Annotated in this window: 14 protein-coding genes; 1 reads left to right on the top strand and 13 read right to left on the bottom strand. The window is 37.6% G+C overall.

What is annotated here, in order from left to right:
• Positions 1-4 precede the first annotated feature (4 nt).
• The 13 genes from uvrB to ACOMA7_RS04655 form a co-directional block, all read right to left on the bottom strand.
• On the bottom strand, positions 5-2,017 hold the full coding sequence (gene uvrB, locus ACOMA7_RS04715; protein WP_421392292.1) for an excinuclease ABC subunit UvrB: 2,013 nt from the start codon (positions 2,015-2,017) through the stop codon (positions 5-7).
• A gap of 153 nt (positions 2,018-2,170) precedes the next feature.
• Complete coding sequence (gene trxB, locus ACOMA7_RS04710; RefSeq protein WP_034531944.1) at positions 2,171-3,094, bottom strand: thioredoxin-disulfide reductase; 924 nt, start codon at positions 3,092-3,094, stop codon at positions 2,171-2,173.
• Positions 3,095-3,178: 84 nt separating this feature from the next.
• The gene (galU, locus tag ACOMA7_RS04705; RefSeq protein WP_421392290.1) at positions 3,179-4,054 is read right to left on the bottom strand and encodes a UTP--glucose-1-phosphate uridylyltransferase GalU; all 876 of its coding nucleotides are present in this window, start codon (positions 4,052-4,054) and stop codon (positions 3,179-3,181) included.
• A gap of 44 nt (positions 4,055-4,098) precedes the next feature.
• On the bottom strand, positions 4,099-5,115 hold the full coding sequence (locus tag ACOMA7_RS04700) for an NAD(P)H-dependent glycerol-3-phosphate dehydrogenase (RefSeq protein WP_034531940.1): 1,017 nt from the start codon (positions 5,113-5,115) through the stop codon (positions 4,099-4,101).
• A 21-nt stretch (positions 5,116-5,136) separates the two neighbouring features.
• On the bottom strand, positions 5,137-5,958 hold the full coding sequence (gene lgt / locus ACOMA7_RS04695; RefSeq protein ID WP_421392286.1) for a prolipoprotein diacylglyceryl transferase: 822 nt from the start codon (positions 5,956-5,958) through the stop codon (positions 5,137-5,139).
• A 24-nt stretch (positions 5,959-5,982) separates the two neighbouring features.
• Entirely contained in the window at positions 5,983-6,921 is a 939-nt protein-coding gene (gene hprK, locus ACOMA7_RS04690) for an HPr(Ser) kinase/phosphatase (RefSeq protein ID WP_041152536.1), read from the bottom strand.
• Positions 6,922-6,984: 63 nt separating this feature from the next.
• Positions 6,985-7,320: a phage holin family protein gene (locus ACOMA7_RS04685; protein WP_053791557.1), complete on the bottom strand. Its 336-nt coding sequence runs from the start codon at positions 7,318-7,320 to the stop codon at positions 6,985-6,987.
• An 11-nt stretch (positions 7,321-7,331) separates the two neighbouring features.
• Entirely contained in the window at positions 7,332-7,601 is a 270-nt protein-coding gene (locus tag ACOMA7_RS04680; protein ID WP_053792511.1) for a PspC domain-containing protein, read from the bottom strand.
• A 57-nt stretch (positions 7,602-7,658) separates the two neighbouring features.
• The gene (locus ACOMA7_RS04675; RefSeq protein WP_421392282.1) at positions 7,659-8,813 is read right to left on the bottom strand and encodes a PDZ domain-containing protein; all 1,155 of its coding nucleotides are present in this window, start codon (positions 8,811-8,813) and stop codon (positions 7,659-7,661) included.
• 10 nt (positions 8,814-8,823) lie between these two features.
• Positions 8,824-9,940 (bottom strand): peptide chain release factor 2 gene (prfB, locus tag ACOMA7_RS04670; RefSeq protein WP_140968020.1). Its coding sequence is split into 2 segments (ribosomal slippage): positions 8,824-9,867 and positions 9,869-9,940, totalling 1,116 coding nucleotides; the frame shifts between segments, so codons are not numbered across the junction.
• Between the two features lie 56 nt (positions 9,941-9,996).
• Complete coding sequence (gene secA / locus ACOMA7_RS04665; RefSeq protein ID WP_421392277.1) at positions 9,997-12,360, bottom strand: preprotein translocase subunit SecA; 2,364 nt, start codon at positions 12,358-12,360, stop codon at positions 9,997-9,999.
• Positions 12,361-12,510: 150 nt separating this feature from the next.
• Entirely contained in the window at positions 12,511-13,083 is a 573-nt protein-coding gene (locus tag ACOMA7_RS04660; RefSeq protein ID WP_421392274.1) for a ComF family protein, read from the bottom strand.
• A 97-nt stretch (positions 13,084-13,180) separates the two neighbouring features.
• Positions 13,181-14,212 carry a DEAD/DEAH box helicase family protein gene (locus tag ACOMA7_RS04655; protein WP_421392272.1) on the bottom strand — a complete coding sequence of 344 codons (1,032 nt, stop codon included), beginning with the start codon at positions 14,210-14,212 and terminating at the stop codon, positions 13,181-13,183.
• 357 nt (positions 14,213-14,569) lie between these two features.
• Between ACOMA7_RS04655 and ACOMA7_RS04650 the strand changes: the two genes are divergently transcribed.
• On the top strand, positions 14,570-15,220 hold the full coding sequence (locus ACOMA7_RS04650) for a YigZ family protein (RefSeq protein WP_054607967.1): 651 nt from the start codon (positions 14,570-14,572) through the stop codon (positions 15,218-15,220).
• The last annotated feature ends 18 nt before the right edge of the window (positions 15,221-15,238 follow it).

The raw sequence follows: 15,238 nt of genomic DNA, 5'->3' as shown, positions 1-15,238 counted from the left end.
CCCCTTACATTTGACCCTTTAATTCCATGACAGTATCACGCAAAGCTGCTGCTTTTTCGAAATCAAGTTTAGCAGCTGCATGCTTCATTTCCTTGGTCAATGTTTCAATCATTTGCTTTTGATCCTTCTTAGATAGCTTTTGGAAGTCAGATTCAACAAATGAGTGATCTTCTGAAGAATCATCGTTCTTATTATTGTCGTAGCTAATAAGGTCCCTAATTGGCTTCTTAATGGTATGTGGTGTAATACCATGGTCTTCGTTGTATTTCTTTTGAATACTTCTTCTTCTAGCGGTTTCATCAATCGCCTTTTGCATTGAATCGGTCATGTTATCGGCGTACATAATAACCGCACCATTTTCATTTCTGGCGGCACGACCAATGGTTTGAATTAATGAACGTTCATTTCTTAGGAAACCTTCCTTATCAGCATCCAAGATGGCAACCAAGGATACTTCAGGAACATCAATTCCTTCTCTTAGAAGGTTAATTCCAACCAATACATCGTATTTACCTAAACGAAGATCACGAATAATCTTGGTACGTTCTAGTGTCTTAACGTCAGAGTGTAGGTATGCAACCTTGATTCCTAAGTCCTTTAAATAGTCGGTTAAATCTTCGGACATCTTCTTGGTCAAGGTGGTTACAAACGTTCTTTCATTCTTGGCAATTCTTTCATTGATTTCACCAACCAAATCATCCATTTGACCCATGATTGGACGCACTTCAACAGTTGGATCCAATAGTCCGGTTGGACGAATGATTTGTTGAACGATATTCTTTTCAGCGGTTTCTTCTAGTTCACGTGGACCAGGGGTGGCTGACATGTAGATTACTTGGTTAACACGTTCTTTGAATTCAGGCATCTTCAATGGACGGTTGTCCAAAGCACTTGGAAGTCTGAATCCATATTCGATTAGACGTTCTTTTCTGGCCTTATCACCATTGTACATTCCACCTACTTGTGGCAATGTTTGATGGGATTCATCGACAACTAATAAGTAATCATCGGGGAAGAAATCTAGTAATGTGTAAGGAGCTTCACCCGGTTTTCTGTTGTCCATGTATCTGGAATAATTTTCAATTCCGTTGGTGTAACCCATTTCGGCCATCATTTCGATATCATAAGTGGTACGTTGCTTCAAACGTTGGGCTTCTAGTAGCTTACCCTCTTTTTCAAATTCGGCAACTTGTTCCTTCATTTCTTCCTTGATACCCTTCAAAGCGTGATCCATGTTTTGATCATCGGTCAAGAAGTGGGTCGCTGGGAAGATGATGATATCGTCTTTCTTACCAATGAATTCACCGGTCAATGTATCGATTTCTTTGATTGAATCAATTTCATCACCGAAGAATTCAACTCGGTATGCATGTTGATCCCCAGAAGCTGGGAAAATGTCGACAACATCCCCGTGCACTCTGAAACGACCACGTTGGAAGTCGATATCATTTCTATCAAATTGAATTTCGACTAACTTTCTAAGTAGCTCGTCTCTTTCAATTTGTTGGCCAACACTCAATGGAATGGTGTGTTTGTAGTATTCCTTAGGACTACCTAATCCAAAGATTGATGAAACGGATGCGACGATAATGACATCATTTCTGGTAAGCAATGAGTTAGTGGCCGCATGACGAAGTTTATCAATTTCATCATTGATTGAAGAATCCTTTTCAATGTAGGTATCACTTGATGGAACATAAGCTTCCGGTTGGTAGTAATCATAATAACTAACGAAGTATTCAACCGCATTGTTAGGGAAGAATTCCTTAAATTCACTGTATAGTTGTCCAGCAAGTGTCTTATTATGTGACAAAATCAATGTAGGCTTATTAACGTTTTTAATCACATTAGAAATTGTAAAGGTCTTACCAGTCCCAGTGGCACCTAATAAGATTTGGTTCTTTTGACCATCCAAAACACCCTTAGTTAACTTACTAATCGCTTCGGGTTGGTCACCAGTAGGTTTGTATTTTGAAACTAAGTCAAATTTATTGTTCTCTTCACGTTTTATTTCCAAACAAAGTCCTCCTTTGTTTTTAACTCGGAGCTCTAGGCTCATTCACTGTAGTTTAATAATATTCTAACATACGAACAAACTTTCTAAAACTAATGTTCTCCTTGTAGGCACAAAAAAGACTGGCCAATAGACCAGTCTTTTTAATCACACCTTTTAGTGTAATGAAGATACGTATTCGAATGCGTTTTGACCAGCAATACCACCGTCACCAACAGCTGTAGTTACTTGTCTTAATTCTTTTTCACGTACGTCACCAATAGCAAAGATACCCTTTACTGAAGTTTCCATACGTTCGTTTGTCTTAATCCAACCTTTTTCGTCAGTAATGTTTAAGTTACTGAAAGGTTCAGTCATTGGGTTGTTACCAACATAGATGAAGACACCTGAAGCAGCAATTTCGCCTTCTTCGTTTGTCTTGTTGTTGATAGTCTTAACACCAGTAACCTTCATGTTGTCACCGACAACTTCGGTTACGTTAGTGTCCCAAACAAATTCAATCTTGTCGTTAGCAAATGCACGGTCTTGGATAACCTTTTGTGCACGTAATTGATCACGGCGGTGAATAACGGTAACCTTTGAAGCTAAACCTGCAAGGTATAGTGCTTCAGAGATAGCTGAATCTCCACCACCGACAACGACAACTTCACGGTTCTTGAAGAATGCCCCATCACATACGGCACAGTATGAGACACCTCTTCCACCATATTCGTCTTCGCCAGGAACGCCTAGCTTTCTGTATTGTGAACCAGTACCAATGATAACGGCACCTGCTTCGTAGCTACCTTGGTCAGTCTTAACAATCTTAGAATCACCTTTGTCTTCGATTGATTCAACTGTTCCATATTCGTACTTGGCACCGAAGTTTGTGGAACTTTCATACATTTCTTTTGCTAAATCTGGACCTAGGATTGACTTGAATCCTGGGTAGTTTTCGATTTCAGCAGTGTTGTTCATTTGACCACCGTAGATACCACGGTCAATCATCATTACTGATAAATTTGCACGAGAAGCATATAGTGCAGATGTCATTCCACCAGGCCCTGCACCAATAATAATTACGTCATACTTTTCCATAATTAAGCTCCCCCTTTCATTGAATTAATATATGATACTTTACTATCATATAAAACATTTGTCCATTAATTTGCACACAAACTAATTTTAATCTAACTTCTTAGCTAAGTCCTTGATGTATTGTTTTAATTCATCAGAAACTTCTGGGTGTTTTAGACCAAATTCGATGTTAGTTTGTAACCAACCAAACTTGTTACCGGTGTCGTATCTGTCACCCTTGAATTCGTGGGCGTATACCTTACCCTTTTTGTTTAGAGTATCGATGGCATCAGTTAATTGAATTTCGTTACCCTTACCAGGTTTAGTGTTTTCTAAGATGTCAAAGATGTCAGCAGTTAATAGGTAACGACCAATAATTGCTAGATCACTTGGAGCATCTTCTGGGTTTGGCTTTTCAACGAAATTAGTAACATCGTATAAACCGTCGCTAACTTCCTTAGCTGGGTTGATAACACCATATTTTGATGTATCTTCATGAGGAACCTTCATAACAGCAAGTGTTGATGAACCTGTTTCTTCATAACTGTCAATTAATTGCTCAGTCAATGGAGTTTCATCTGTCATCAAATCATCACCTAGCATGATAACAAATGGATCTTCACCAACGAAACTCTTAGCAGTATGAACAGCATCACCTAGACCATTTGGATGTTCTTGACGCTTAAAGTAAATGTTCAAACCGTTAGTTTCTTTAACAGCTTTTAGCATTTCATCCTTACCCTTTGATTCAAGGTTCAATTCAAGTTCAGTGTTTGAATCGAAATGATCTTCAATAGCACGTTTACCCTTACCAATAATAATTAAAATGTCAGTAATTCCTGATGCGATAGCTTCTTCAACGATTAATTGAATAGCTGGCTTATCAACTACTGGTAGCATTTCCTTTGGCATTGCCTTAGTTTCTGGTAGGAATCTAGTTCCTAAACCTGCTGCTGGGATAATTGCTTTTCTGATTTTCTTCATGAATATAAACTCCTATTTTATCGTATTTTCCTATTTCTTAAATATTAATCTAATTCAGCTCTACCCTTACGGTGCATTAGTTGAGAAATTGCATCATCAATTGTAATTTCCTTGTGTAATACCTTGTAGATTGCTGAAGTAATTGGCATATCAATGCCACGTTGGTTGGCTAGTTCGTATGCAGCTTCTGCAGTTGCGATACCTTCAATAACCATTCCCATGTTCTTAACGATATCATCTAAGGTCTCTCCTTTACCTAGTTGATACCCTGCACGCCAGTTACGTGAGTCACTACTTGTTGCAGTAACAATCACATCACCGAAACCTGATAGTCCAGTGAATGTTAATGGGTTAGCACCGAATGAAGTTCCCAAACGAGAAATTTCGGCAAGTCCACGTGTCATCAATGCTGCTTTAGCATTGTCAGCGTAGCCTAGACCATAAAGTGCACCGGCACCAATAGCAATGATGTTCTTTAGAGCTGCACCAATTTCAACACCGATGATGTCGTCATTAGTATAAACTCTGAAGTAATCATTAATGAATAATGATTGGATATGTTCAGCATCTTTGATGTTTTCTGAAGCAGTAGTTACTAAAGTAATATCGTGTTTAGCAACTGATTCTGCTTGACTAGGACCTGAAATAACTGAGATTGACTTACGATGACTTTCATCGATTTCATCAGCCAGAACTTCTGACATACGTTTGTATGTCTTTTGTTCAATCCCTTTACTACCATGAATAATGTTTACCTTCATGTCTAGTTCTTCTAGGATTTCGTTTACTTGTTTTGCAGTACTTCTTGTAACTTGTGCTGGAACAACAAATAAAATATCATCAACACCTCTAATTGCTTCCTTCATATCAGCGTAAGCAACTAGTTCTTTTGGATATGTAAAATCTTTGATGTATTTTTCGTTTGTGTGCTTGTTGTTTAGTTCATCAACTTGTGATTGTTTGTATGACCATAAACGCACTTCATTACCATTTTCAACTAAAATATTAGCAAGCATGCTGCCCCATGAGCCTGCTCCTAACACTGCAATTTTTTCTACCATAATAAATATAGCTCCTTAAAATTATTGTAACTTGCTACCATCTAGGTAGTAAGGCAAATCAGAATCATTTTTGCGACGATAGATCATTAATCCGATTGCTCCCAAGAATAGGATAATCGATAATAATTGTGAAACTCGAATTCCACCAAATAGCATTAAGCTATCTGTTCTCATCCCTTCGACAAAGAATCGCCCGAATGAGTACCAAATAACGTAAGATAATACCACTTCACCACGCTTGAAGAATCCTTGGACTTGGCGAAGATTCATCAATAGAACAAATCCTAACAAGTCCCATAGTGATTCATACAAGAAAGTTGGTTGGCGGTAAAATCCTTGAATAAACATTTGGTTAATGATGAAATTTGGTAAGTGTAGAGACTTCAAGAACGCTAAGCTGGTAATCTTACCAAAAGCTTCTTGGTTCATGAAGTTTCCCCATCTACCAATTCCTTGGCCCATAATCACAGTTGGTGCAATCACATCAAGCATTGACCAAACTGAAATTAATTTACTTCTACAGTATAAGAATACCACGACAAACGCACCAATCAAGGCACCATAGATGGCTATTCCCCCATCCCAGATTTTAACAATCTCGTTTAGATGTTGGCTGTAGTATGACCATTGAAATACAACATAATAAATACGGGCACAAATGATTGCCACTGGCAAAGCCCATAGAATCATATCGTATATATTATCTGGTTGAATCCCGCGTTTTCTTCCTTCCTTAACCGAAAGGTAAACAGCGATTAATACTGCTGTGGCAATAAAAATCCCGTACCAGTGAACTAAGATAGGTCCCAGATTAAACGCAATTTGATTTAACGCAATTGACATTTTTTTCACTTCCTAAAAAGAGGATTATTTTTTGTTACCTGAATTTTCTTTAATTAAACTGTTTAGGTTATCATCAAATACCTTTGTAGCATCATAACCCATCTTCTTAGCACGGTAGTTCATGGCTGCCGCTTCAATAATGATAGCTAAGTTACGACCAGTCTTAACTGGAATGCTTACTCTTTGCACGTCAACGTCAAAGATACGACGGGTTTCGTCGCCATTACCCAATCTATCATATGGAGTGTCATCAGACCAGTTTTCAAGGTGAACAATCAAGTCAACCTTAGTCTGTGAACGAACGGCACCGGCACCAAATAGATTCATCACATCGATAATCCCAATTCCTCTAATTTCTAGTAGGTGTCTTAGAATCATTGGTGCTTGACCAATTAGTGTTTGTTCATCTTGTTGGTATACTTCAACACGATCATCGGCAATTAATCTATGACCACGTTTAACAAGTTCTAAGGCAGTTTCACTCTTACCAATTCCAGAGTCCCCTGTCATTAGTACCCCTAAACCATATACGTCAATTAGCACACCATGAATTGATTTTCTTTCGGCTAATTTACCTTCCAAGTAGTTAGTCATGTTACTTAGTACTCGAGAAGTTGTTAGCTTTGAACCTAACACTGGAATGTGTTGGTTTTTAGCAGCACGAATTAATTCATCAGGCGGATCTAATTGAGTTGAAATAACAAATGCTGGTGTTTCTGGTAAACACATTTTCTTCATTACATCAAAAAGTTCATTACTATCCATTCCCTTAGCATATGATGTTTCAGTAATACCAAGTAATTGAATTCTCTTTGATGGGTAGTAGTTAAAGTATCCTGTTAATTCCAAACCAGGGCGTGAAATATCGCTCGTGGTAATTGGTCGATCTAAGTATTCTTCACCGTAGAAAATATCTAGGTGAGTGTTTTCAACAAGATCTGCGACCGTTACACTGTATGCCATAGCCTTTCCTCCACTTCGTTATAAGATAATTTTATCATGTTATTAGATGTTTTTAAAAAATTTTTAGTAGTCTGACAAAATGACGTTACAAATTGACATAATCAATGCAACAATCACTGCCATTCCAAATGAAGCAAAATGGAAAGTATTGCCCACCACAAAAGATGTTAATTCCAACATAATTCCATTCAGGATAATACTGAATAATCCTAACGTTACCAAGTTAATTGGTAATGATAAGATAAACAATACTGGTTTTACCAATGCATTTAGAATCGCTAAAACAATTGCGGCCACAATCGCAGTTCCAAATGAAGCAACGTAAAAGCTGCCTTGGAAGAAACCAGCAATTGCAACGAATAGCAATGTGTTAATCAATATTCTGCCTAACACTCTCATGGTGTCACCTCTTATTTATCATTAAATTCATCAACGTCAGTTAAATTGCGTCGAGTTTGTTTGTTAGTAGTGTGTCCACCACCATAAACGTTGGGGTTAGCCGGAACAATTACTAAACAAATTACATAAAGTAATAGTCCGCCAATTAGATGGCCCGGAATAATTGATAGAACTACAAAAATAATTCTTAAAAGTTGTGAGTTGATATGGAAGTATTCGGCAATTCCACCTAATAATCCTGTTAATAATCGATCTGATTGAGAACGGTAAATTTTAGTCATCATAAAGCCTCCTCGTTAAATGACATTTTAAATAATGTTTATTAAATCAATCTTAAGTTACTTTTCCTTAATTACAACTACACCTAGTTCATTTGGTGAATCACTATAAATGGCACTTTCCATAATCTTGATACGATCTTCACGGTTCAATACCTTCAATCGACAAAATGTTGGAGAAGTCAAAGTAGCCTTGTAGAAATCGTCTTCGGTACTTACTTTGATGTTGTTAACCTCAACGATTAAATCACCCATTTCAACACCCATCTTTTCAGCCGGAGTGTCTTTTCTAACGGCGATTACTCTTAGACCGTTAACTGCGTCTGCGAACCACTTAGCCTTCTTGTTATCCTTACGCTTAGTCCTGATTAAAACAAGTAGGTATAATACTGTCATCACAGCCATTGAAATTAATTCAATGTTATCGACACCATTTAGTAGGTAAGTTGCAACAACTAGAATAATACCCAAACATGTTAACCATAACAATCGATTAGATAACTTTTTGAAAAATTCTTTTGGCATTGATTTGAAAATGGTAAATCTAATCCCAATCAATACCGGTAAGATAAAGATTGTGAATTCATGTTGACCCATTGAAAATACTGGCCACCAGCTAATCAATGCATGAATTTGATCACCTGGAATTAATACGGCAATTGGTAGGACCGCAAATTCCTTATTTAAATAACCGGCAACCTTGTTACCACGTTGGTTTTTAAAAATCTTTGGTGATTGATAGTTTCCTAAGAACCTCTTCATGTACAATGCTGAAACAAAGAATACTGTCACTAATAGCAATAATGCATTTGATAGTGAGGTAGCTGAAGTGTTAATACCTTCTGTATTAATATACGTAAACAAGTCGAATTTATACGTTACAAATGTCAAAGCAGTCGCGATTACTAGATTTAACACTGTAAAGAATTGACCCGGGATAATAATCAAGTTAATTAGTAGCAAAGCTTCATAAATAATGATCCAAGGAAGTGATAGATAAATTCCTAGTGTCATTGAAATGATGCTTCCAATAATTCCTAAAACGATGAAACTTAGCCAAAAATGTTTCATTTCAAAATCGTTTGGTGAAATTGAAGTGTTAAAGTCGTTTCTTTCACGTTTGATACGCTTACGGTAGATAATGTAATTTCTTAATATTCCCAACCATAGGACTGGCTGAATAAATATTAACAATGTCATCCATAAATTATTCATTTAAATTCCCCTATTCTGGATTTCTTTTACTTAGTTTCCATTGCAAGTATGCATTAATGAATGGATTTAGGTCACCATCCATAACGTCTTGCGCCTTTGCTGTTTCATAATTAGTTCGATGGTCTTTAACCATTGAATATGGGTGGAAAACATAAGATCTGATTTGTGAACCCCAACCAATCTCTTTTTGTTCACCTTCGAGTTGTGCCTTTTGTTGTTCCTTCTTTTCTTCTTCTAGTTCATAAAGTTTGGACTTCAACATATTCATGGCAGTTTCTCTATTTTGTAGTTGTGAACGTTGAGCTTGACTGGCCACAACAATCCCGGTAGGTTCATGAGTAATACGAACTGCTGAAGATGTCTTATTAACATGTTGTCCACCGGCACCACTGGCACGATAAACATCAACTCGTAAGTCGGCAGGATTAATCTCGATGTCGACAGTATCATCTAGTTCTGGCATTACATCGACAGAAGCAAATGATGTATGACGACGTCCCGCTGAATCAAATGGTGAAATTCTAACTAAGCGGTGAACACCCTTTTCTGATTTTAGGTATCCATATGCATTTTCACCACTAACCATGATGGTGGCAGTATCGATTCCGGCCACTTCTCCTGCTTGGTAGTTCAATGTTTCTAGTTTGAAACCATTTTGATCAGCCCATCTGGTATACATTCTAAATAGCATCATGCCCCAATCATGTGATTCGGTTCCACCCGCTCCTGGATGAATTTCCAGAATGGCATTATTGGCATCATACTTACCATTTAGTAACATCCCTAATCTGTACTTTTCAAGATGTGACTTAGTTTGTGCTAAAGACTCTTCGAATTCTTCCATCATTGAATCATCGTTTTCTTCTTCAATTAATTCTAGGTTCACTTCTAGATCTTCAGCCTCTTCATTTAGTTCATTAAAATTATCGTATTTTTTCTTTAAACGATTATTTTCATTAATGAAGCTTTGGGCAGTTTCTGGATTATCCCAGAATCCAGGTTCGGCCATCTTGGCTTCATTAATTTCGATACTTTCTTGAAGGGAATCTAAGTCAAAGAGACCCCCTAAAGCCCTGGATGGCTTTTTTGATTTGACTTATTTCATTTTTAGCATCAGCTAGTTCCATTCTTACTCTCCTTACCAAAAAAGCGAAGTGAACTTCTGTTCATCTTCGCTTTATTATTATCTTTCGATGTTTTGTCTGATTTCAGCTTTCATGAACAATCTTGTGGCATCGTAATCAATATCTGAGACCATTTCTTCAAACATTTGATAACCTTCACGTTGGTATTCAACTAATGGGTTCAATTGACCATAACCTCTTAAACCAATTGATTGTCTCAATTGATCCATTTCATCAATATGATCAGTCCAGTGAGAATCAACAACTCTTAATACAACAACCTTTTCAAATTCTAGCATTTGTTCTGGGTCGTATAGTTGTTCTTTCTTTTCTTTGTAAACTTTTTCAGATAATTCAACCAAGAAGTCCTTGATTTCATCAGCTGACTTATCTTCTAAGTCAGATAGGCTAATCATATCAGGGCTAACAAGTGCACTAATGGCAAAGTCTAGGATTGTACTTAGGTCCCAGTCCTTCTTGTCACCTTGAGTGTGTAAGTTAACAATGCGGTTGATTGTTCTCTTAACCATTGGTTTCATAACCCAATCTAATGACTTATCTTCAGTGATTACTTGGTATCTTTCGTTGTAAATAACGCTACGTTGTTGTCTCATAACGTCATCGTATTGTAGAACTTGTTTTCTTGAATCGTAGTTGTTACCTTCAACACGTTTTTGTGCTGATTCAACTTGCTTGGTGATTAAACGACTCTTGATAACAGCTGAGTCACCATCAACCTTCATTCTTTCCAAGAAGTTCTTAATCTTATCAGAACCGAAACGACGCATTAAGTCATCTTCTAGTGATAGGTAGAATTGTGATAGACCTGGATCACCTTGACGTCCTGAACGTCCACGTAATTGGTTATCAATACGTCTTGATTCGTGTCTTTCAGTACCAATAACGGCAAGTCCACCTAATTCAACAACACCGGGTCCTAATTTAATATCAGTACCACGACCAGCCATGTTGGTAGCGATAGTTACCGCACCCTTTTGACCAGCGTTTGCAACAATTTCAGCTTCTTTAGCATGGTTCTTGGCATTTAGCACTTCGTGTTTGATACCAGCATCATCTAAACGTTTTGAAATGTATTCTGAAGTTTCAACGGCAACAGTACCAATTAGAATTGGTTGACCCTTGGCGTGTAATTCTTTGATTTCATCAACTACAGCATCGAATTTTGATTGTAGAGTTGGGTATAACAAGTCAGGTTCGTCCACTCTGGCAACCGGTCTGTTGGTTGGAATGGAGATAACGTCCATGTTATAGATTTCTCTAAATTCGTCTGCTTCAGTCTTAGCAGTACCAGTCATACCGGCAAGCTTGCTGTACATTCTGAATAAGTTTTGGTAAGTAATGTTGGCCATTGTCTTACTTTCTTCTTGAATGGTTACTCCTTCTTTAGCTTCGATAGCTTGGTGTAATCCATCAGAAAAACGACGACCATCCATGATACGACCAGTAAATGAATCAACGATAAGTACTTCGTCGTCTGAAACAACGTAATCCTTATCCTTAATCATAATGAAGTTAGCACGCAATGCTTCATCAATGTGGTGAGTCAATGCAGTGTTATCAGTGTCGTATAGGTTCTTTAAGTTGAAGTACTTTTCAGCCTTTTCAATACCTTGATCATTTAAAGAAACAGTCTTTGATTCCAAGTCAATCTTGAAGTCATCTTTTTCCTTTAATGTCTTAGCAAATTGGTCAGCTTGCATGTATAGTTCTGAAGAACCTTTGGCTTGTCCTGAAATAATCAATGGAGTTCTGGCTTCATCAATTAAGATGGAGTCAACTTCATCGACAATGGCAAAGTTCAATGGTCTTTGAACCATGTCTTCTTTGTAGACAACCATGTTATCACGTAAGTAATCAAAACCGATTTCACTGTTAGTTGAGTATGTGATATCAGCATTGTAAGCTTCACGTTTTTCTTCTGGGCTCTTTTCAGTTAAGTTAACACCTACTGATAGGCCTAACCAGTTGTATAGTTCACCCATTTGTTCAGCATCACGTTGTGATAGGTATTCGTTAACAGTAATAACGTGAACACCCTTACCAGCTAATGCGTTTAAGTAAACTGGCATTGTAGCAGTCAAGGTCTTACCTTCACCAGTCTTCATTTCTGAAATGTTACCTTCATGTAGCACAATTCCACCCATGATTTGAACATGGAAAGGAGTTAAACCTAATACACGAGTAGCACCTTCTCTGGCAACTGCAAATGCTTCTGGTAGTAAGTCATCAAGAGTTTCCCCATCTTGATAACGTTGTTGAAATTCTTGGGTTTTAGCTTTTAGTTCGTCATCACTTAGTTGGCTGATTTCATCGGCATATGCTTCAACCTTATCAGCTAGCTTGCTAAGTCTTTTAACTTCACGCTTATCGCTTTCGACCCATTTTCTTAAAATGTTAGCCATTTGTTTATTTTCCTTCCGTGAATTAGTTTTTAATGTTTTATTCGCTTTATATAAATTCTATCTTTCTTATTCTAACATTTAATTATCATTTTTAAAAACAGATTATCTAATTCTTCTAAAAAAATATCCTTTATATATATAAAACATCCCTTATCGACATAAAGTTAGTCCTAAAACTTGCTTGGCACCGTTATTTCTCAGTACCTCTGCCGCATGTCTAATCGTGGTTCCGGTAGTATAAATATCGTCGACCAATAGTATTCTTTGATCGATAATTTGAGACGCATGTTTAGGATTAATTGTGAAAACCTGTTTATTGTGAATACGCTGTTGACGGTTTAGTTCAGACTGTCTCACCTTGCGTTTTTCCTTCACCATTAAAGCGTCAACATATGCAGTATCTCCCAGAAGCCCAATGACCTGATTGAAGCCTCGATTAATCTGAGTTTCAGCACTAACTGGAATTGGCACTACCAGCAAATCTTTTCTAATCTTTTTTCTAATCTCTTTTTGAAAAATCATCCGTAACTGGTAGTCACCGACAAACTTGTAGCGGTGCATAAAATTCTTCATCGCATCGTTATACTGAAAGATGGATTCATTCACGAAAGCATCCCCTAATTTCTGCCACTTCTGACAATCGATACATGTTCCGGACTTATCCATTTGGCGACCACAAGCCTTACATATTCTCGTTTCATCGATACGGGCAAACTGATTCATGCACTCCGCACAAACGTATCGTTTCGGTAATCTTTTAAAACTCAACAAAAAAGAAAGTGACATGTCATATACCATCACTTTATTGCACAATAGGCAGCTATCCATTTAATTTTTTCGCCTTCTTATTCATATACTTGATTTGATTAATCGCACTCTTAATGGCCAGCGTGTTTTCTTCAGCTAGAAACAATACTTCCCCAGTCGGTCGATCGAGTTTTCTACCCACTCTTCCAGCTATTTGGACCAATGATGAAGTCGAAAAGACCTCGTCTTCCGCCCCAAAGACAATCACGTCAATTCCCGGAAAGGTCACTCCTCTTTCCAAAATGGTGGTCGTAATCAAGAACAGTTTGCGTTGTTCACGCATGTCGGATACCTTCTCCATTCGTTTATCATCACTAGAAAAGACGGTCTCCCATTTACTGGTATCAAACTGTTTTGCCAAAATATCACTAATTGGTTTTAAATCGGCAATGCGTGGCACAAACAACAAGAAGCGTTGGTTAGATTTAATCTTTTCGTCAATCTTATGTAGTAGTAACTTTGGCAACTTTTGTTTCTTTAAATTCTCGCGCCACTTCTTTGTGTACTTTAATTTAATTTCCGGTAATAAATGACGATGAAATCGAATCGGTAAGTAGCTAGCTGACAGCTTGTTGGACCTGATTTTCTTCGTCATTTCATTGGTCGGTGTCGCCGTTAAAAACAACTTGGCACTACTTTGTTTCGTCGCATTTTCGACCGCAAAGTGTAATCCGTCGTTATTTACAAACGGAAAGGAATCGACCTCATCGATAATCAAGACATCAAACGCATGATAGAACCGTAACAATTGATGGGTGGTGCAAATCGTCAGCTGCGCATAGTGATACGATTGTGGATTACGACCGTGTAGAAGAATCATCGATGTGTTGGCAAACGCCTCCTTAATTCTCGGATATAGTTCGACACAAACATCCACACGTGGCGACGCAATACAAACGCGTTTGCCCTCAGTTAATGCTTTTTCGATTCCCTGAAACAACATTTCAGTCTTCCCCGCTCCGGTAACTGCCCATAACAAGTGGGTCTTGTTGTTTTCGAAGACTTCGATAATATCCTTAGAACACTTCTTTTGCTCGTTAGTCAATTGGCCCTGCCACGTTAAAACCGGCTGCTTAATTTCAAAATCATTTGGTTCATCGGCATACACCAATGGAATACTTTTCGTTACTCGATCCAAATTAATGCAGACTGGACAATAGTAGTTATTATTTGGCAAATTACACCTGTTTACGGGCGTTTTTTGGCGACATCGTTTACAATAGATATTGTTACTGTTAACCTTAATTGGAACGTATTTATGAACAATTGAGTTATTGAGGAGACTCGAATCCACCATCGTGGCGTTGACTTGTCTACCGTATAATTCAGAAACATCTTTAATCATAATTATCACCATAATTAAGTACGCAAAAAAGCTAAATTTTGAGGTGAAAACATCTAAATGGAAAAAGATTATCTCACAATTAAAGAAAATGGTGTCAACGAGATTGATATCAAAAAATCACAATTCATCTGTTCAATTGCCAGAGTGTCAAACGAAGAAGAAGCAACTGCTTTCGTTAATAGCGTCAAAGAAGAACATAAAAAAGCTACTCATAACTGTCATGCCTATGTAATTGGTCAAGACGATTCCATTCAACGCGCTAGTGATAACGGTGAACCATCAGGAACTGCTGGTGTTCCTATCCTAGAAGCATTAAAAAACATTGGTGTGCACAACACTGCTGCCGTTGTAACTAGATACTTCGGTGGCATTAAGTTAGGTGCCGGTGGTTTAATTCGTGCATATAGCAACGCCACCACCAAAGCCATCGAACATGTTGGGATTGTCAAAAAGATTTTACAAACTGAAATCACCATCGACGTTGCCTATAACCTGTTTGATCAATTAAATTACCACCTAGAGGAAAATGGAATTAACATTATCGATACTCAATATACCGACAAGGTATCCGTAATTGTTGCCATCGATAATCCTAAGGTGGAAGAGTTTAAACAAAAAGTGATTGATTTACTAAACGGTCGTGTTGAAATGCACGATGGCGATGAAAAGTACTTTGAAGTTGATTATGATCCATACAAAAAAGAATGACCAAATGGTCATTCTTTT

This window comes from Apilactobacillus intestinapis (assembly GCF_049166695.1).
In the GTDB taxonomy this organism is placed as follows: domain Bacteria; phylum Bacillota; class Bacilli; order Lactobacillales; family Lactobacillaceae; genus Apilactobacillus; species Apilactobacillus kunkeei_C.
The sequence above is the reverse complement of the archived record's forward strand: the minus strand, read 5'-3'. Positions and strand labels throughout refer to the sequence as shown.

Bases quoted from the DNA above. Each gene is read 5' to 3' on its own strand.
- galU (WP_421392290.1), bottom strand. From the start codon at position 4,054: ATGAAGAAAATCAGAAAAGCAATTATCCCAGCAGCAGGTTTAGGAACT.
- ACOMA7_RS04700 (WP_034531940.1), bottom strand. From the start codon at position 5,115: ATGGTAGAAAAAATTGCAGTGTTAGGAGCAGGCTCATGGGGCAGCATG.
- lgt (WP_421392286.1), bottom strand. From the start codon at position 5,958: ATGTCAATTGCGTTAAATCAAATTGCGTTTAATCTGGGACCTATCTTA.
- hprK (WP_041152536.1), bottom strand. From the start codon at position 6,921: ATGGCATACAGTGTAACGGTCGCAGATCTTGTTGAAAACACTCACCTA.
- ACOMA7_RS04685 (WP_053791557.1), bottom strand. From the start codon at position 7,320: ATGAGAGTGTTAGGCAGAATATTGATTAACACATTGCTATTCGTTGCA.
- ACOMA7_RS04680 (WP_053792511.1), bottom strand. From the start codon at position 7,601: ATGACTAAAATTTACCGTTCTCAATCAGATCGATTATTAACAGGATTA.
- ACOMA7_RS04675 (WP_421392282.1), bottom strand. From the start codon at position 8,813: ATGAATAATTTATGGATGACATTGTTAATATTTATTCAGCCAGTCCTA.
- secA (WP_421392277.1), bottom strand. From the start codon at position 12,360: ATGGCTAACATTTTAAGAAAATGGGTCGAAAGCGATAAGCGTGAAGTT.
- ACOMA7_RS04660 (WP_421392274.1), bottom strand. From the start codon at position 13,083: ATGAATCAGTTTGCCCGTATCGATGAAACGAGAATATGTAAGGCTTGT.
- ACOMA7_RS04650 (WP_054607967.1), top strand. From the start codon at position 14,570: ATGGAAAAAGATTATCTCACAATTAAAGAAAATGGTGTCAACGAGATT.